At 65.9% G+C, this 17,524-nt stretch carries 16 protein-coding genes; 8 read left to right on the top strand and 8 right to left on the bottom strand.

All coding sequences use genetic code 11. The annotated features are described in order from the left end of the window. The first annotated feature begins 186 nt into the window (after nt 1-186). From AABA86_RS03525 to AABA86_RS03545, 5 genes are all read left to right on the top strand, one after another. Nucleotides 187-936, top strand: a complete 750-nt coding sequence (locus tag AABA86_RS03525) for an ABC transporter ATP-binding protein (RefSeq protein ID WP_212246220.1) — start codon at nt 187-189, stop codon at nt 934-936. Continuing rightward, on the top strand, nt 933-2,459 hold the full coding sequence (locus AABA86_RS03530; RefSeq protein ID WP_338305745.1) for a permease: 1,527 nt from the start codon (nt 933-935) through the stop codon (nt 2,457-2,459). The genes AABA86_RS03525 and AABA86_RS03530 overlap by 4 nt, the downstream gene beginning before the upstream one ends. Before the next feature lie 117 nt (nt 2,460-2,576). Continuing rightward, nucleotides 2,577-3,389: an MBL fold metallo-hydrolase gene (locus AABA86_RS03535; protein WP_212245870.1), complete on the top strand. Its 813-nt coding sequence runs from the start codon at nt 2,577-2,579 to the stop codon at nt 3,387-3,389. 65 nt (nt 3,390-3,454) lie between these two features. Next, a complete protein-coding gene (locus AABA86_RS03540) occupies nt 3,455-3,976 on the top strand; it encodes a hypothetical protein (protein WP_338305746.1) in 522 nt (173 codons plus the stop codon). Between the two features lie 275 nt (nt 3,977-4,251). Next, on the top strand, nt 4,252-5,304 hold the full coding sequence (locus tag AABA86_RS03545) for an amidohydrolase family protein (protein WP_338305747.1): 1,053 nt from the start codon (nt 4,252-4,254) through the stop codon (nt 5,302-5,304). 71 nt (nt 5,305-5,375) lie between these two features. Here the strand turns inward: AABA86_RS03545 and AABA86_RS03550 are convergent, their stop codons facing one another. Beyond that, nucleotides 5,376-5,831: a cupin domain-containing protein gene (locus AABA86_RS03550; protein WP_028140678.1), complete on the bottom strand. Its 456-nt coding sequence runs from the start codon at nt 5,829-5,831 to the stop codon at nt 5,376-5,378. Between the two features lie 237 nt (nt 5,832-6,068). Here AABA86_RS03550 and AABA86_RS03555 point away from each other — a divergent pair, with 237 nt between their 5' ends. Then, entirely contained in the window at nt 6,069-6,623 is a 555-nt protein-coding gene (locus AABA86_RS03555) for a hypothetical protein (protein ID WP_212245875.1), read from the top strand. A gap of 184 nt (nt 6,624-6,807) precedes the next feature. Here AABA86_RS03555 and AABA86_RS03560 read toward each other — a convergent pair whose 3' ends face one another. Together AABA86_RS03560 and pcaB are read right to left on the bottom strand one after the other, a co-directional pair. Then, a complete protein-coding gene (locus AABA86_RS03560) occupies nt 6,808-8,064 on the bottom strand; it encodes an aminopeptidase (protein WP_338305748.1) in 1,257 nt (418 codons plus the stop codon). A gap of 113 nt (nt 8,065-8,177) precedes the next feature. Continuing rightward, nucleotides 8,178-9,539: a 3-carboxy-cis,cis-muconate cycloisomerase gene (gene pcaB / locus AABA86_RS03565; protein ID WP_338305749.1), complete on the bottom strand. Its 1,362-nt coding sequence runs from the start codon at nt 9,537-9,539 to the stop codon at nt 8,178-8,180. 463 nt (nt 9,540-10,002) lie between these two features. On the opposite strand from pcaB, the gene AABA86_RS03570 reads away from it, so the two are divergent. Further along, nucleotides 10,003-11,574 (top strand): winged helix-turn-helix domain-containing tetratricopeptide repeat protein, encoded by a 1,572-nt coding sequence (locus AABA86_RS03570; RefSeq protein WP_212245881.1) that lies wholly within the window; start codon nt 10,003-10,005, stop codon nt 11,572-11,574. 43 nt (nt 11,575-11,617) lie between these two features. Here the strand turns inward: AABA86_RS03570 and AABA86_RS03575 are convergent, their stop codons facing one another. The 4 genes from AABA86_RS03575 to AABA86_RS03590 form a co-directional block, all read right to left on the bottom strand. Beyond that, nucleotides 11,618-12,340, bottom strand: coding sequence for a hypothetical protein (locus AABA86_RS03575; protein WP_338305750.1), 723 nt, complete (start codon nt 12,338-12,340; stop codon nt 11,618-11,620). 87 nt (nt 12,341-12,427) lie between these two features. Further along, a complete protein-coding gene (locus tag AABA86_RS03580) occupies nt 12,428-13,144 on the bottom strand; it encodes a hypothetical protein (protein ID WP_212245885.1) in 717 nt (238 codons plus the stop codon). 132 nt (nt 13,145-13,276) lie between these two features. Continuing rightward, nucleotides 13,277-13,525 carry a hypothetical protein gene (locus tag AABA86_RS03585; protein ID WP_028140683.1) on the bottom strand — a complete coding sequence of 83 codons (249 nt, stop codon included), beginning with the start codon at nt 13,523-13,525 and terminating at the stop codon, nt 13,277-13,279. 144 nt (nt 13,526-13,669) lie between these two features. Continuing rightward, the gene (locus AABA86_RS03590) at nt 13,670-14,635 is read right to left on the bottom strand and encodes an NAD(P)H-dependent flavin oxidoreductase (protein ID WP_338305751.1); all 966 of its coding nucleotides are present in this window, start codon (nt 14,633-14,635) and stop codon (nt 13,670-13,672) included. Between the two features lie 124 nt (nt 14,636-14,759). Between AABA86_RS03590 and AABA86_RS03595 the strand changes: the two genes are divergently transcribed. Next, complete coding sequence (locus tag AABA86_RS03595) at nt 14,760-16,322, top strand: AMP-binding protein (protein WP_212245889.1); 1,563 nt, start codon at nt 14,760-14,762, stop codon at nt 16,320-16,322. 324 nt (nt 16,323-16,646) lie between these two features. Here the strand turns inward: AABA86_RS03595 and AABA86_RS03600 are convergent, their stop codons facing one another. Then, a complete protein-coding gene (locus tag AABA86_RS03600; RefSeq protein WP_338305752.1) occupies nt 16,647-17,420 on the bottom strand; it encodes a thioesterase family protein in 774 nt (257 codons plus the stop codon). Between the last annotated feature and the right edge of the window lie 104 nt (nt 17,421-17,524).

The raw sequence follows: 17,524 nt of genomic DNA on the forward strand, positions 1-17,524 counted from the left end.
TCGTTTCGCTGCGTTAGCGCCATTTGTCCGGAACCAATTCAGCCTGAACCGCTCCTTACTGTCAACAAACGGTGACTTGCCATTAGTCGAAACCGGATGGCGGAATTTGTGGGCCGTAGATTCACGGTGCCGAAATATCTTGGGATCATGGTCGCGCGCGATGCAAAACCGGATAGTGTGGCCGTCATGAAGCGGGACAAGTCGGCGCTGGAAGTCCTGAGGTTAACGAAGCGTTTTGACCGTCTGGCGGTCGACAGCCTCGATCTCACCATCCATGCCGGCGAATTCTATGCGCTGGTCGGCCCCAACGGCGCCGGCAAGACCACCACTTTGCGCATGGTTGCGGGCCTGCTGCGCCCCGATGCCGGCGCGGTCTCGATCTTCGGCATCGATGCGCTCGAAAATCCCGTCGCCGCCAAGCAGGTGATGGCGTGGGTCTCCGACGAGCCCATGATCTACGACAAGCTGACCCCGCTCGAATATCTCGAATTCGTCGCCGGCCTCTGGGGCATCGCGCCGTCGGTCTCGGAGCCGGTCGCGCAGGACCTGCTCGGCTCGCTCGGCCTGGAGCCGCACCGACACGAGCGCTGCGAGGGCTTTTCCAAGGGCATGCGCCAGAAGGTCGCGCTCGCCGGCGCGCTGGTGCACGATCCCCGCCTCATCATTCTCGACGAGCCGCTGACCGGGCTGGACGCCGTTTCCGCACGCCACGTGAAGGGCCTGCTCAGCGAGCGTGTCCGCGCCGGCTGCACCGTCATCATGACCACGCATATTCTCGAAGTCGCCGAGCGCATGGCCGACCGCATCGGCGTGATCGCGGCGGGTCGCCTGGTGGCCGAAGGCACGCTGACCGAGCTGCGCCAGCAGAACGGCCATGCCGATACCAGCCTGGAGGATCTCTTCATCGCGCTGGTGACGCTTCCGGAAGCCGCATGAGCTCGGCAACCGCGCTCTCCTGGTTTGCACGCCACGAGCTCCGGCTCGCCTGGCGCGAATGGTTCGCCATGATGACCGGCGGACGACGCAAGCGGGCGCGCGCCGCAATCATCGGTCTACTCTGCTTCGCCGCGCTGCTGCATCTGCCGGCCTGGGCGGTGATCGGCCGTTTCGCCGATCTGCAGCTGCCGCTCGACAAATCCTCGCTGATCGTGATCTCGGCGACGATCTTTCTCGCCTGGACCTTGATGTTGTCGCAGGCGATCGAATCGGTGACGCGGGTGTTCTACGCCCGCGCCGATCTCGACCTGATCATGTCCTCGCCGGCGACGCTGGCCAATCTGTTCTCGGTCCGCATCGCCGCGATCGCGATGACCGTCACCGTGATCGCGCTGCTGTTCTCGACGCCGTTCATCGATGTGCTCGTGATCGGCGGCGGCGCGCGCTGGCTCAGCGCATTCGGGGTGGTCGTCGCCATGGGCCTGTCGGCCGCGGCGGTGGCGATCGCCGTCACCATCCTGTTGTTTCGCCTGATCGGCCCGGCGCGGACGCGCCTGATTGCCCAGATCCTCGCCGCGATCATCGGCGCCGGCTTCGTGATCGCGCTCCAGGTCGCCGCGATCGTGTCCTACGGCACGCTGTCGCGCTTCACCATCCTGACCTCAGGCAGCGTGGCCGCCCATGCCCCCGATGTCGACAGCATCTGGTGGTGGCCGGCACGGGCGGCGATGGGCGACAGCGAAGCGCTGCTGCCGCTCCTGGCGCTCGCTTTGGTGCTGCTCGGAAGCGTCATGGCGATCTTCTCGCACCGCTTTGCCGACACGGCGATCGATGCCGCGGCTTACGGCAGCTCCGGCAGCGAGCGCGCGAAGGCGCGTCCGTTCCGCGGCGGGTCGCGGCAGCAGGCGCTGCGGCGCAAGGAATTCTCGCTGCTCTGGCGCGATCCCTGGCTGATCTCGCAGACCCTGATGCAGCTGCTCTATCTGGTGCCGCCGGCGCTGCTGCTCTGGCGCAGTTTCGCCGACAGCTCCGCGGCGCTGACGCTGATCACGCCTGTGATCGTGATGGCGGCCGGACAGCTTGCCGGCGGGCTGGCCTGGCTGACGATCTCGGGCGAGGACGCCCCCGACCTGGTCGCGACTGCGCCGCTGACGCCATCCGCCGTCGTCCGCGCCAAGATCGAGGTGGTACTGATCGCGATCGCCGTCATCTTCTGCCCGCTGATCGGCGCGCTGGCCTTCGCCGCACCGATCCAGGCTGCAGTCAGTGCCGGCGCGATCATCCTCAGCGCAGCCTCCGCGACCGCGATCCAGCTCTGGTTTCGGGTGCAGGCCCGGCGCAGCCAATTCCGGCGCCGCCAGACCTCGTCGCGGCTTGCGACCTTCGCCGAAGCGTTTTCCTCGATCGGCTGGGCCGCGACCGCGGCACTGCTGCTTGCACTCCCCATCGCCGGCCTCACCAGCGGTCTGATCACCGCGAGCCTCGTTGCGATCACCTGGAAGTTCAGCCCAAGGCGGGACTGAAGGCGGGACTGATAGCCGGAGTGAGAGGTGCGACACTGACGCGCTGTTGATCGCAGCCCATTGGCCCCGCGCCGCAATGCACGCTAGACTTTCCCTGACATCATCGGGGACGGACTTATGCGGCGACTTGTTTCGACGGCCCTGGCGCTGTTCGGCGCATTCCTGCCCCCTGCCCTCGCCCAGCAGCCACAGCGCAGCGAATGCCTGGCGATGGCCCAGTCTGCGCCGCGGGCCATGCCGGTCGCGTTCCGGCAGGCCGCCAGCTCCGCCGAGGTCGAGATCACCTATGCCGGCCATTCCACCTATTTCATCGACACGCCCGGCGGCTTGCGCATCGCGACCGATTATAGCGGCGCCTATCAGGTCGGACGGCTGCCCGACGTCGTCACCATGAACCGGGCCCACAGCACGCATTACTCTTTATTTCCCGACAAGCGCATTCCTCACGTGCTGCATGGCTGGGGTGAGGACGGCAAGCCGGCCATCGTGTCGGAGCGCATCAGTGACGCCTTCATTCGCAACGTCACCACCGACATCCGCCGCTATTTCGGCGACGACGCCGGCACCGACATGATCCGCGACGGCAACTCGATCTTCATCTTCGAGGTCGCCGGCCTCTGCATCGGCCATCTCGGCCACCTCCATCACAAGCTCGACGACAGCCATTTCGCCCAGATCGGGCGGCTCGATATCGTGATGGTGCCGATCGACGGCACCTACACCATGTCGCTGGACGGCGTCTCCGAGATCACCAGGCGGCTGCGCGCTTCGGTGGTGCTGCCGATGCACCGCTTCGCCACCCCGCTCGACGATTTCATGCGCCGGATCGGCCAGCAGTTCGAGATCGACCGCCGCACCGAGCGTTCCTTCCGGATGTCGCGGGACGCGCTGCCGTCGAAGCCGACGGTGATCATCCTCGACGGGGTCTGACGCGCAATTTTCTCCAAGCCGGCCGTCGGCCGGTCATGCTGATCTGCCTGCAACAGGAGATCGACATGACCGATTTTGGCAGACTTTTGCACGCGGACGGACCGAATCCCGAGCATGCAGCGGCGCTCCAGCTCTATGGCCGCTTCGTCGGGGACTGGGATGCCGAGATCACCGCCCATGGGTCCGATGGCGCGAAACACACCGCGCCCGGCGAGATCCATTTTGGCTGGGTGCTCGAGGGACGCGCGGTCCAGGACGTCTGGATCATCCCGCGCCCCGCTGGCAGCCCGGCCTTTCCGATTGCGGGCAATTGGTACGGCACGACGCTGCGCGTCTACGATCCGACCATCGATGCGTGGCGGATTTCCTGGTTCGATCCCGGCCGTAGCGTCTTCCGCCAGCAGATCGGCCGGCCGCGCGGACGGGACATCGTGCAGGAAGGCACGACGGAGGCCGGCGAACTGACGCGCTGGAGCTTTACGGAAATTACCGCCGATTCCTTCCACTGGCTCGGCGAGGTCAAACCGGCCGATGCAACCGATTGGCGGCTCGTAGTCGATGTGAAGGCGAAGCGGCGGAAGGGCTAGAGATCTGATGGCTGTCGGTTGAAGCCGTGGGCCCCAGGCTCGCTGCAACCTCTCCCGCTTGCGGGGGAGGTCGGCGCGTAGCGCCGGGTGGGGGGCTCTCTCCACATCGGGAGTGTCCCATTGCGGAGACACCCCCACCCCAGCCCTCCCCCGCAAGCGGGAGAGGGAGCGCACCTCTTCCGCCGCTGCCATGGCGCTCTGAGCAATGCGCGCTGCTGTGCGTGCGTGTGAGATGTTAGGCTCCTCCCTCAAAAGACGACAGGGAGCGAACACCGATGGCTGCAAGCAGTGTGCCCGCCAATACGAGCGGGCTGTTCGTCGAGCCGCGCGAGGACTGGCTCGCGCTGCATCAAGAGGAGATCATCGATCCCTTGCGGCCGATCGTCGATCCCCATCACCATCTCTGGAGTCGCGGGCACCGCTATCTGATCGAGGAAATGGCGGCCGACATCGCGACAGGCCACAACGTCATCGCGACCGTCTATGTCGATTGCCGCTCGATGTATCGCGCGCATGGGCCGGAAGCGTTCCGGCCCGTCGGCGAAGTCGAGTTCGCCAACGGCGTCGCCGCGATGAGCGCGAGTGGCGCTTACGGCAAGGCGGCGATCTGTGCCGGCATCGTCAGCCACGCTAATCTGCTGCTGGGCGAGGCGGCCAAGCCGGTGCTGGAAGCGGAGATCGCGGCCGGCAATGGCCGCTTCCGCGGCATCCGGCATTCCTCGGCCTGGGACGAAGACCCCGTCGTCGCCGGAATGTATGCGAACCGGCCGAAGGGACTGTTGCAGGATCCAGCTTTCCGCAAAGGCTTTGCCTGCCTGGCCCCACTGAACCTCAGCTTCGATGCCTGGCTGTTCCATCCGCAGATCGGCGAGCTGACCGAATTGGCGCGCGCCTTCCCCGATACCCGGATCGTGCTCGACCATTGCGGCGGCCCGGCCGGAATCGGCCGCTTTGCGGGACGCCGCGAAGAGGTGTTTGCGCAATGGCGCGCCTCGATCCGCGAGATCGCGACATGCGAGAACGTGGTGGTGAAGCTCGGCGGCCTCGCCATGTGCCTGCTCGGCTACGACTTCCATTTGCGCGAGAGCCCGCCGTCATCCGAGGAACTCGCCGCGGCCTGGCGCCCTTACGTCGAAACCTGCATCGAGGCGTTCGGACCCAAGCGCGCGATGTTCGAGAGCAACTTCCCGCCGGACAAGGGCCAGTGCAGCTACCAGGTGATCTTCAACGCCTTCAAGCGCATCGCCTCACCCCTGAGCGAGGCCGAGAAGACCGCGCTGTTCTCGCAGACCGCCACCGACGTCTACCGGCTCGAGCTGCCGTCATGACGAGAAGAGGGGCCGGGATGATCCCGACCCCTCTTCCGTCGTGGCCGCTGGGAAGCGTTCTTGAATTGAGACTAGCCGGCACCCATCAGGGAGGCCGGACGGCGCTCTCCGGTGGAGGCGAAGATCTTCTTCAGCTTGTTGACGACGCGGATCAGGAAGCCGATCATCACGGGATTGGTCTTGCGGCAGAAGGCGATCTTCTTGACGTGGCCTTCGACATGCCACTTGGCGTGCGCGCCGTCGCGGAAGAAGATCACGTCGCCGGGGCCGTAGCGCTTGGGCGGCATGCCGTCGCTTTCGAGCACGATCGATCCTTCCATGATCATGATCGTCTCGTCGATATCGTAGTACCAGTTGAAGCGGCCTTCGGTGCACTGCCAGATGATGGTCGAGGCGGTGCCGTCGGCACTGGTGGACAGGATGTGCGAGCGCGACACGGGATTGCCCTCGATGATCCAGGACGGCTCGATCGGCCGCAGCTCGAGCTCGACATTGCAACTACCGATTTCAATCAATGCGCGCGACATCTTCTTCCCCGGGGGATATAATAAAGTATTGCCGGGTCTCGGCCCGGATTGTTTCGAAAGATGCCGGGAACGCTAGTCATCGGTTTTTAATTCTTTCTTACGCAGGCCCCGACAATCAGCCGGAAGTTGCAGGCCCGAAGCGGTTAACGCCGCAATTTCCCTGCAAATTCGAGCACATGAACCGATCTTTTCCGGGGTGCGACAAAGTGCGCGGAAGCATAAAACGGAGCCACGCTGATGCCCCTCACGCCCGAGGTTCTGACAGCCAATCCTGAGACCGTCGCCTGGTTGGTCAGCCTCGATGTCTCCTTCACGCCGGACGAAGAGCCCTGGTTCACCATCGACGGCATCGAAAACCCACGGCAGATCGGCAGTGACGGCTCCGGCGGCGCGTTCGTGCTGCTGCCGCCGCAGAATGTGCTTTACGTCTCATCGGAGGGCCGCGCAGGAATTATCGCCGACACGTTCGAGGCGTTCGTCCAGCTCGTCATCGCCCGCCCCTATTGGCTCGACATCCTCAAATTTTCCGGCGGCGGCGACCTCGCGGAGATGCGGCGTGCGGCGGAGGCGCTGGAGGCGACGCTCGACGACGAGGACGACATCAACGAGGCTCGCGAGGAGATCCTCAAGAGCCTCGACCTGGGCGAGGCGGACGATCCCGTCGGCGCGCTCTACGAGGCGATCGCTGCTTCCGACGCCATCGTGCGCGCCACCGACGGCAGCCCGTTCACGACACTGTTCAACCGCTTCAGCATCGACAACAATCCGATGCTGCGCAACGCGGCGGCGTGAGGCGGTACGGGACGGCCTGAGCGAGCGCCTCGTCCTTCGAGACGACCGCTCCGCTGTCTCCTCAGGATGAGGCTCATCGACAGCGGTGCGCTGGAGCGACTGCGGCGCACTCAATCCTCGGCCTGAGGAGCCCCGCCCAAGCGGGCGGCTCGAAGGATAGCCGCGCGGGGAGAGGTGACGCGCGCTACTTCGCCCACTCGCCCTTGCGGAATACCGGTACCTTGCTGCCATCGGGCAAGATGCCGTCGATATCGGTCTCGGCCGAGCCAATCATCCAGTCGATATGGATCAGGCTCTGGTTGCCGCCTTGCGCGGCGATCTGCTGCGGGGTGAGCTGCGCGCCGTTGACGAAGCACTTCGAATAGCACTGGCCGAGCGCGATGTGGGATGCTGCGTTCTCGTCGAACAGCGTGTTGTAGAACAACAGCCCGCTCTGCGAGATCGGCGAGGAATGCGGCACCAGCGCCACTTCGCCGAGGCGCCGGGCGCCCTCGTCGGTGTCGAGCACCTTGTTCAGCACCTCCGCGCCGCGCGAGGCCTTTGCGTCGACGATCTTGCCGTCCTCGAAGCGCACCGCGATGTTGTCGATCAGCGTGCCCTGATAGGACAGCGGCTTCGAGCTCACGACATGGCCGTAGACGCGGCGGCAATGCGGCGTGGTGAAGACCTCTTCGGTCGGGATGTTGGCGTTGCAGCTGATGCCGTTCTTGGAGAGCGAGGCTCCGCCTTCCCATTCGTGGCCGTCGGCAAGTCCGATGGTGAGGTCCACACCCGGTCCGTTGTACTGGAGCGCGCGGAAGCGCTGGCCGTTGAGCCAGTTGGTACGCTCGCGCAGCACCGCATTGTGGCTCGCCCAATTGTCCATCGCGTCCTCGCGGTCGACGCGGGACGCCGCGAAGATCGCATCCGCGAGCTTGCCGACCGCGACGTCCTCGGGATCATCAGGGAACACCAGCCTGGCCCAGGACAGGCTCGGATAGGCGATGATGTTCCAGTTGGTGTCGAAATTGACGATCTTTTCCAGGGCGGGCTGATAGGCCATCGAGTTCGCCTTGCTGGCGCGCGCCACCTTGGAAGGATCCTCGCCCGACAGCAGCATCGGATTGTCGCCGACGATGGCGAGCCGCGCGGTGTTGTCGGAGAACGCCTTGGCCATGCCCTCGTAGAGCCAGCCGGCGGCACGATCGAAACTGCTGTCGTGGCCGTGGCGGTAGCGCGCCAGCGTCATCTCCTCGTCCGACAGGATCGGTGTCACGATGCCGGCGCCGGCCTTGTAGGCATGCACGGCGATCCGCCGCACCAGCGGCAGCGCGATCGCGGGCGCCGTCAGAAGAAGATCCTGTCCCGGCCGCAAGCCCAGGCCCACCTTCACCGCCACCTCGGCCAGCCGGTCGAGCTTCACGGGATCGATGGGAGTGGTGGAATTGCGGTGATCAGTCATGCGGGGCCCTCTGCCGAAAGTCTGTCGTTCAATCTAAGTCTAGCATCGCGGGACGCAAGTGCGCGAGCACCTTGCGACTTGGGGAAGATACGCAGTTTCACGCATCTTGGTTTTCAACGCGTTGCCGATTTCAGCACCCGGTCAACCATGGCGGGCGCGAGCCCAAGGTAATTTTTCGGTGAGGTGAGCGCCTCGATTGTGGCGCGATCGATGCGGCTCGCTATCCGGGAGTCCGCCGACAGCGCATCGGCCAGGCTCATGCCCTTCTCGTTGGCCTGACGGCAGGCGTCATAGACCACGTCATGGGCCTCCTGCCGGCCGAGCTGCGGCGCGAGCCCCATCATGACCGCTTCGGCCACGATCAGGCCGCGGCTGATCGCGAGATTGTCGTTCATCTTCGCCTCGTCCACGATGAGGCCTGCGAGTGCAAACTTCGCCTGATGCAGCGCGCCGGCGGTCAGCACGAAGCTTTCGGGGATCGCCATCCATTCGGCGTGCCAGGGGCCCGTGGCGCGCTCGAAATCCTGCACCATGGCATCGAGCATCAGGCCGGCGTGCTGGCGCACCGCCTTGGACGCCGCCAGCATCAGCTCCGACGAGATCGGGTTGCGCTTCTGCGGCATGGTGGAGGAGGCGCCGCGGCCCTTGACGAAGGGCTCGTAGACCTCGGCGAACTCGGTCGAGGCCATGATCATGATGTCGAGCGCGATCTTGCCGAGCGAGCCGGTGACGAGCGCAAGGAAGTTCACGCCTTCCGCAAATCCGTCGCGCGCGACGTGCCAGGTCGAGGCGGGAACGCCGAGCTTGAGCTCAGCGCAGAGCGCTTCCTGCACGGCAAAGCCCTTGTCGCCGAGCGAGGCCAGCGTGCCGGCGGCGCCGGCGAACTGACCGACCAGCACGCGCGGCTTCAATTGCGCCAGGCGCTCGGCGTGGCGGTCGAACATAGCGAGCCAGATCGCGGTCTTGTAGCCGAAGGTCACCGGCAGCGCCTGCTGGAGATGGGTGCGGCCGGCCATCGGCGTATCGCGATATCGCTTCGAGAGATCGGCGAGGATGCGGCGGAGTTCGGCGATGTCGCGTTCGACGATCCCGAGCGCGGCGCGCAGTTGCAGCACCACGGCAGTGTCCATGATGTCCTGCGTGGTCGCGCCCCAATGCACGTAGCGGCCGGCCTCGCCGCACTGCTTCACCATCTGATGCACCAGAGGCAGGATCGGATAACCGACGATGTCGGTCTCCTGCCTGAGCAGATCGAAATCGAAAGCGGCGACGTCGGTCCGCGCCGCGATCTGATCGGCGGCCTCCTGCGGGATCACGCCGCATTTCGCCTCAGCCTTCGCCAGCGCCACCTCGACCTCGGCGTAGCGAGCCACCAGCGCGACGTCGGAGAACACCTCCCGCATCTCGGGCGTACCGAAGGCGTCGCGGAACAACATGGAATCGAGCACGGTGGTGGAGGCAGCAAAGGCGGGCATGGGCGTTTCTTCGTGGTTGGTGTTTGTGTGGGCGATAGCTTACGCAGGGCACGCGGTTCGGCAAAGGGAGATTCGCAGTTCGTCGCGTCTCCCGCGCGGCGAGGTTAGGCACACGTCCCCCCGTTACTCCGTCATCCTGAGGTGCGAGGCGTGCGATGCGGAGCAGCGCACGAGGAGCCTCGAAGGATGGACGGCCCGGCTGCATCGTGGCCGTACACCCTTCGAGGCTCCCCACGCGGCGCCTTGCGCCGCGTGCCTCGCACCTCAGGATGACGGATCGATTGCGGACGGAGATATCCGGTCGACACGTCGTCCACGGCAACCTGCCCCAATCGCACGGCATGGCTGCCATCACGCGATCGCGATGAACCAAGCGGCCCCTTCGGTAGACTCACAGTTTTCGACCCAAATTTCATTTTGTTTTTTTACTAGCCCCAATTCGTAGTGAGGCCTGAGTTTCAACGTGCAGTTTCTGTTCCGGGACCACCTTCTCGATACCGACCGGCGCGAGCTGAGCCGCGAGCAGGTTCCCGTTGCCGTGGAGCCGCAGGTCTTCGATCTCGTCGTCCACCTCATGCAGAACCGCGACCGGGTGGTCAGCAAGGACGAGCTGATCGACAAGATCTGGCATGGGCGCAGCGTCTCCGAATCCACCTTGACCAGCCGGATCAACGCGGCGCGCAAGGCGGTCGGCGACAGTGGCGCGAGCCAGGCGCTGATCCGCACCATCGCCCGCAAGGGCTTTCGCTTCGTCGGCGATGTCGAGGCCAAAGGTAGCACGATGGGTGGCGCAATCGCGCCGGAGCCCGGTTACGCCGCACGGGTGCAGCGCGCCGCACTCGCGCTTCCCGAGCGGCCGGCGATCGCCGTGCTGCCCTTCACCAATATGAGCGGCGCGGCCGAGCAGGATTATTTCTCCGACGGCATCAGCGAGGACATCATCACCGCGCTGTCGAAGCTGCGCTGGTTCTTCGTCATCGCGCGCAACTCCTCCTTCGTCTACAAAGGCCGCGCCGTGCACATCCGCGAGGTCGCGCAGGAGCTCGGGGTGCGCTACGTGGTCGAAGGCAGCGTGCGGCGGAGCGGCGAGCGCCTGCGCATCTCCGCCCAGCTCAACGACGTCTCGACCGGGAGCCATCTCTGGGCCGAGCGCTACGACCGTGAGCTCGCCGACATCTTCGCCGTGCAGGACGAGATCACCGAGGCGATCGTCGCTGCGATCGAGCCGCAGCTCTATGCCGCCGAGAGTTTTCGCGCCCAGCAGAAGCCGCCCGGGAGCCTGGATGCCTGGGACCTCGTGATGCGCGCCTTGTCGCATCACTGGCGCAGCACGCGCGAGGACAATGCCGCCGCGCAAGGGCTGCTCGAAAAGGCCGTCGCGATCGATCCCGCCTATGGCAAGGCGCTGGGCCTGCTCGCGACCAGCCATATCTTCGGCGCGCATATGGGCTGGGCCGACATGGCCGCGACAGTGCCGATCGCCGAACGCGCGGCGCTCGCTGCGGTGGAGGCGGATCGCGAGGATGCCTGGGCCCATCACGGCCTCGCCTACACCTATCTGTTCCGCCGCCGCTTCGACGACGCGCTGGCGGAGTTCGAGCTGGCGCTGACGCTCAATCCGAACTTCGCGATGGCGCACGCCTTTTACGGCGTGACGCTATGCTACGCCGGACGATGGCAGGAGGGCGATGCCGCCGCACGTCGCGCGCTGCGGCTGAGCCCGCGCGATCCGCTCGCGGCGATCTATTGCGGGGTTGCGGCCTATGCCCGGTTCGTCGGCCGTGACTATGACGGAGCCGTGCAGATGGCGCGGGAATCGATGCGGCAGCGCGGCGATTTCGTCGGCGCGCACCGTGTCTTGACGGCGGCGGCCGGAATGTCAGGAGATCCGGCGCTGGCAGCTTCCGCCCTGGAAGGTCTGCGCCGAGCCCAACCCGAGGTCTCGCTCGCCTGGATCACGCGCGAACTGCCGATGTTGCGGGACGAGGATCGTGCGCATTATCTCGAAGGATTGCGGCGCGCGGGAATGACGTGACGGCGGCGCGCCTTCTCCATTGCAGGCGGCATCGCAGGCTGAGCTAGTCGTCGTCGGATCCGAACAGCCTGATCTGCGGGAAGCCGCCGCGCGGCCGGCTGGCGTAATCATGCGCATCGGAATCTTCCCGGATGTTGCGCGCGACGTCGTCCCAATCGGTGCGGTCGCGCAGGCCGCGCTGCTCGCGGGTGTCGTAGTGGCGGCGCTCGGCCCAGCGCTCGCGGCGCTCCATCCGGCGCCGCTCTGACGCAGCGCGCTTCACGTCGGACTCCCTCGCCTTGGCATAGGCGTTATCGGGTGAAGAGGCCGGGTCGGCCGATGCCTGCTGCTCGGCAGGTCTTGCGGCCCTCGAGGACGATGCGATTGCTGGCCTCGACTGTTCCTTGAACTGTTCCTTGGACTGTTCCTTGGGTGGCTCAACCGCGGCCGCTTGTGAAGGCGGCGGTGCGGGCGGTTCGGCAATCGCCTGAGTGGGCTGCGTGTCGGGCTTTGCGGCTTCCGGCTTCGCTTCGGCTTGCGCGGGCGCGGCGATCATTGCGCCGAAGGCTTTCGAGCCGGCGAGATAATTGACGCGTTCCGACGGCGCGCTCGTCTGTGCCGGCGCACCAGCGGATTCGGCGCGCTGAGCCATCTTGCTGGTGTCCGGGCCCTGTTTGGACGCGACCGGATTCATGATGTTGCCGGCAACGATGCCGCCGCCAACACCGATGGCAATGGCCGCGACGATAGTTCCGGCACCGATGAAATAGGCTGTCGAGGCGCGCATTGATCCACTCCCTCTTTGGGGCGAGCAACGCACGTCGATTGCCAGATGTTCCTGATGCAGGAGCGGTTCCCGGAGGAACCCCGCGCGTCAGATCTGCTGCGCGACTTTTTCTAGCCCGATGAGGCGGGCGAGCTTGCGCACTTCTTCCTTCTGATCGTCACGCAGTTGGAACAGCAGCGGCATGGCGGCCGACTTCAACTGCTGGACCTCGTCGCAATTCGGATCGATCTGCGCGCTCGGTGGCGCGTTCGGATTGGAGAGCTTGTTGGCCGAGATCTTGCGAACAACGTTGCGCAGCGCAGTCTCGACCGAAGGCCAGTAATATTCCTGCGACGAGGACAGCTTCAGGCGATCCCGGATGCCGGAGATCTGTGCGTCGGACAGCAGGGTATAATGTTTCTGCGGCTGCGGCTTGGCCACAACCTTCGGCTTGGCCGGAACTTCGACGGCGGGAACCTCCGCCGCGGCGGGCGCTTCGGACAGGCTCGACGCCTTGGGCATCGGGAAATCGGATGGCGTGGCGGCGGCGAAGGCCTGGCGCAACGGCTCGGCCAGCACGGGTGCCTGCGAAAGCCTGTCGGCCGGCACCTGGACCGGCTCGATCGCGGCCGAAGCCAGCGCCAGGGTCGGAACCAGACGGTCGGCCTTGGCGGCGCGGTTGGTGGCGAGCGGCTTGGCCGGAGGCGTCTGCGCGATCATCTCTTCGCTGACGCTGGGCACGCTGTCCCGGCCAAGAATGGCGGTGGTGGCGGCGCCAAGGACGAGGAAACAGGTCAGCACAACGATGGTGATGGCTTTGGACAAACGTCTCTCCGCGCCCAACTTCAAGTCCACGTGATCACTGCCCGGAAACTGGGCGATAATTAAGGCCTAACCGTGCCATCGCGGCGGCAATCGCGCGGACTGCGGCGACATCGCCTGGAAAACTCAAGGAAATCAGGCAGCTGCCGAAAGGTCGTAGGCGTCCTGGATGTCGGCGACGATCTCCGAGGCCTCCCACACCGCGCGCGGCTCGACCGATTGCAGCGTCACCGTCCAGTTGCCGCCCCGGCGGGTGCGGGGGACGCTGACGATGTCGAACCGGACGTTGCGGCACAGCGGGTGGCGCGCCAGGGCATGAGCGACGCGGACGCGGATTTCGTCCAGCGAAGCCGCTGTCTTGCTGTTGAGAAAATCGAAGTCCATCGCCTGTCCCTCTCGGCCCTGATTGGCAGGCCGTGAGGGGGATTCTTGGCCGGCGTTGGTTAATCTGCCGTTAAATAAGGGGGGCGGAGGAGCCCGGGATTAACCGTGATCCACACCGTCGTGGCCGGGCTCGACGGGCTGCGCCTACGGCCCGCCCGCCGCACGATATTCGGCGAGCGTCCGCGCAACCAGCTCGTCAACCGCCGGCACGTCCGTCACCCCCGAGGTCGAGTGCCCGCCGCTCCAGATGTCGCGCCAGCGCTTTGGCCGACTCTCGCGCGCGGCAACGTCGATATCCTCGGCGATGTCGATCGCGCCCCGTGCCGGGAGATCGTCGGGATCGAGGCCGGCGGCCACGATCGACGGCCTCAGCATGCTGGTCTGCAAACCCGTGAACGCCGTGGTGAGCAGAATGTCGTCGGCGCAGCTCTCGACCAGCATCCGCTTGTAGCGTTCGTCCGCCATGCTCTCGCGCGTCGCGATGAACTTCGTGCCCATATAGGCCAGATCGCAGCCGAGCACTTTTGCCGCGTGCAGCGCACGGCCATCGCTGATGCCGCCGGCGAGCACGATGATGCCGTCGTAGAACGCGCGCACCGCGCGAACGAAGGCAAACGGGTTGAGCCAGCCGGTCTGCCCGCCCGCGCCCGCCGTGAGCAGCACGAGCCCGTCGACACCTGCTTCCGCCGCCCGTTCGGCGTGGCGGATCGAAGCGACGTCCGCCAGCACCAGCGCGCCTGCGTCATGCAGCGGCTCCAAGACCGGCGCGGGCGAGCCGACCGAGGTGATGACGATCTCCGGCTTGTGTTGCAGCAGTACGGCGAGATCCTGCGCGAGCCGCGCATTGGAGCGATGCACGATCAGGTTCGGACAGAGCGGCGCGGCCTTGCGGCCGGTTTGGTCTTCGTGCTGCCGCAGCCGCGTCGCAATCGCGGTGAGCCATTCATCCAGCTGCTCCGTGCTGCGGCAATTCGCGGTGGGGAAGCTTCCGATCACCCCATGGCTGCAGGCCGCGACCATGAGCTCGACGCCCGACACCAGGAACATCGGCGCCGCGATCAGCGGCAGGCCGAGACGATCGCCGAAACGTTGCAGTCGATCCGACCTCACGCAAATCTCCTCGTCACTCTCGCCTCGCCGTGCGGGCTTTGTCGTTTTCTCCCGCAGTCTCTGTGCTAGCGTCACCGGCAACATTGGCACGCCAGAAGCCGATGACAAAGCAACGAGGAAACATATGTCCGATCCGCTCCACGCATCGTCCCCGACTTGCGCGCAGACGCTACGGGCGCTGTCGCGCTATCCCGGCCGCACCGCTTTCGCGTGGCCCGAGGGATCGCTGAGCTATCAGGGCACGATCGACCTGATCGGACGCATCCAGGGCGTGTTCATGCGGCTTGGACTGCAGGCGGGCGCGCGCGTCGCCTTCCTCACCGCGAACCGCGCCGACAGCTGGTGCGCCGGCGTCGCCGCTCAATTGTCGCGGCTCTGCATCACCTGGCTGCATCCGCTGGGATCGCTGGAGGACCAGCTGTTCCAGCTCGAGGATTCCGAGGCCGAGATGCTGGTGGTCGATGCGGCCGCCTTCCGCGACCGCGGCGGCGAGCTCTCCGCGAGGGCGACCCGGCTGAAGGCGGTCTTCACCATGGGGCCGGCCGGTTACGGTGTCGATCTGCTCGCGGCGATCGAGAGCGCGGGACACGCCAGCGCGCAGTGTCTCGCCGGTCTCGACGATCTCTCCACACTGAACTACACCGGCGGCACCACCGGCAAATCCAAAGGCGCGCTGCGCTATCACCGCGAGAATGCCGGAGCCGCCGCTGCGATCCTCGCCGATTTCGAGATCCCCGACGCGGCACGCTATCTTACGGTCGCCCCGATCAGTCATGTCGCCGGCACGAAGGTGCTGCCGACCCTGATGCGTGGCGGCACCGTGCACATGCTGAGGGGATTCGACCCCGAGGCCGTGCTGGCCACGATCGCGCGCGAGCGCATCAACTTCACGCTGTTCGTGCCGACCATGATCTACGTGCTGCTCGATCATCCCGCGCTTGATAAGACCGACCTGTCCTCGCTCGAGCTCGTGCTCTACGGGGCGTCGGCGATGTCGCCGAGCCGGCTGGTCGAGGGTATCGAGCGCATCGGTCCGGTGTTCTCGCAGCTCTACGGGCAGACCGAATGCTATCCGGTCTCGGTGCTGCGCAAGGCCGATCACGATCTTAAGGCACCCGAGCTGTTTTTGTCCTGCGGCTTCCCGATCGCAGCCTGCGAGGTCAAGATCCTCGACGACAATGACCAGGAGGTGAAGACCGGCGAGGCCGGAGAGATCTGCGTGCGCGCGCCGCACGTGATGGCGGAATACTGGAAGCGGCCCGACATCACCGCCGAGACGCTGAAGAACGGCTGGGTCCACACCGGCGACATCGCGCGCAAGGACGAGCGCGGCTACATGTTCATCCTCGACCGCAAGAAGGACATGATCGTGTCCGGCGGCTTCAACATCTTCCCGCGCGAGGTCGAGGACGTGCTGTCGCAGCACGCCGATGTCGCCATGGTCGCGGTCGTCGGCATCCCCGACGAGAAATGGGGCGAGGCCGTCACCGCCATCGTCGTGCCGCGCGAGGGCGCAAGGCCCGATCCGGACGAACTGATCAACCTCGTGAAGACGCGAAAAGGCTCGGCGCATGCGCCGAAGCAAATCCAGTTCGTGAAGCAGCTGCCGATGACCGGTGTCGGCAAGGTGGACAAGAAGGTGCTCCGTGCGGGCTTCTGGAGCGGGCGGGACCGGATGGTGGGGTAAAACCCCCGGAATTTTACGGTGATCGTTGTGGCCCCGGCACCACAGCGCGCCACGGAGTGCGCGCCGACGATGCCCGCCCGATTGCCCGCGAATCAGGGAATCACCTAGACCGCTGATGGGGCTGGGAAGCGGAGTAAGACATGAGAGTCGCTTCCCTGGAAAGTGCAGTCGCCGCGGTTACGTTGATCACGGCTATCATCGTGGTGCTGTGGGAGATCAAGATCTTCTACGGTCTGTGAACTGGCAGGATGTCGAGCATCCCTTCCGCGGCGGCGGAAGTCTGCCGTTCATTCGGAAGGAGCCATCGCGGCCCCGCCGTCACGCTTACCGCTTCTCGATCACCAGGCTCTGCACGGCGCGGCCGAAATAGCCTTGCCGGTCCGCAAGCCGCGACATCGCGAGCCCCGCGCCGTCGGGTCCGATCCAGGAGTCGCCGTCGAGCAGGATCCACTCGCCGACGGGCTGGCGCGCAAAGCTCACGGTGAGGTCGGCGTTGATGTAGGTCCAGGCGCGAAAATCGAGCGTCGAGGCGGTGCCGTTGGAAAAATCGGCGGCGACCACGGCGCGCATGGCCTGCGAGATCGCTTCGCCCTCGATCAGGGGATGGTCGACACGAAACCAGATTGCGCCGGCGCCGGCCTGGCCGAAGCGGCCGCGCGCGGCGCGCATCGAGACCGAACGCACGAACGGGCTGGTGGCGGCGTGACCGTCCTCGACCAGCGAGTCCTCCGGCGAGGGCAGCGTCACCGGCAGCGCCTTGACGTCGTCGGGCAACGACAGCGCCTGGCGCCTGATCTTGAGCACGGTTGCGCCGACGACCTGCACACCGTCGGCCAGCAGCTTGATCTCGCAGAGCTGGATCTTGCGGCCCTCGCGCAAGACGTCGGTCACGATCGTGAGCGGCGCCACCGGAACAGGCCGCATCAGATCGATGGTGACGCGCGCGATGTCCATCGCGACAGGCGTCGGAATGCGCTCGGCCGCCCATGTCACCAGCGAAGCCGGCGCCGAGCCGTGCTGCATGCGCCGGTCCCAGGGGCCAGCGGCATCCGGACTGGTGACGACGCTGTTGCCGTCGACGCGGTAGATGGGGGGCATGTTTTCAATCAGTCTTGGTTGACGTTCCCCGGACGCTGCGCAGCGCGTAGCGGGGCGCTGCTGATCCGGGGTCCGTGCCTTGCGGCGATGGGCCCCGGCTCTGC

Origin of the sequence: Bradyrhizobium sp. TM233 (assembly GCF_036247965.1) — a bacterium.
Lineage (GTDB): Bacteria > Pseudomonadota > Alphaproteobacteria > Rhizobiales > Xanthobacteraceae > Bradyrhizobium > Bradyrhizobium ottawaense.

Bases quoted from the DNA above. Each gene is read 5' to 3' on its own strand.
- AABA86_RS03525 (WP_212246220.1), top strand. From the start codon at position 187: ATGAAGCGGGACAAGTCGGCGCTGGAAGTCCTGAGGTTAACGAAGCGT.
- AABA86_RS03530 (WP_338305745.1), top strand. From the start codon at position 933: ATGAGCTCGGCAACCGCGCTCTCCTGGTTTGCACGCCACGAGCTCCGG.
- AABA86_RS03535 (WP_212245870.1), top strand. From the start codon at position 2,577: ATGCGGCGACTTGTTTCGACGGCCCTGGCGCTGTTCGGCGCATTCCTG.
- AABA86_RS03540 (WP_338305746.1), top strand. From the start codon at position 3,455: ATGACCGATTTTGGCAGACTTTTGCACGCGGACGGACCGAATCCCGAG.
- AABA86_RS03545 (WP_338305747.1), top strand. From the start codon at position 4,252: ATGGCTGCAAGCAGTGTGCCCGCCAATACGAGCGGGCTGTTCGTCGAG.
- AABA86_RS03550 (WP_028140678.1), bottom strand. From the start codon at position 5,831: ATGTCGCGCGCATTGATTGAAATCGGTAGTTGCAATGTCGAGCTCGAG.
- AABA86_RS03555 (WP_212245875.1), top strand. From the start codon at position 6,069: ATGCCCCTCACGCCCGAGGTTCTGACAGCCAATCCTGAGACCGTCGCC.
- AABA86_RS03560 (WP_338305748.1), bottom strand. From the start codon at position 8,064: ATGACTGATCACCGCAATTCCACCACTCCCATCGATCCCGTGAAGCTC.
- pcaB (WP_338305749.1), bottom strand. From the start codon at position 9,539: ATGCCCGCCTTTGCTGCCTCCACCACCGTGCTCGATTCCATGTTGTTC.
- AABA86_RS03575 (WP_338305750.1), bottom strand. From the start codon at position 12,340: ATGCGCGCCTCGACAGCCTATTTCATCGGTGCCGGAACTATCGTCGCG.
- AABA86_RS03585 (WP_028140683.1), bottom strand. From the start codon at position 13,525: ATGGACTTCGATTTTCTCAACAGCAAGACAGCGGCTTCGCTGGACGAA.
- AABA86_RS03595 (WP_212245889.1), top strand. From the start codon at position 14,760: ATGTCCGATCCGCTCCACGCATCGTCCCCGACTTGCGCGCAGACGCTA.
- AABA86_RS03600 (WP_338305752.1), bottom strand. From the start codon at position 17,420: ATGCCCCCCATCTACCGCGTCGACGGCAACAGCGTCGTCACCAGTCCG.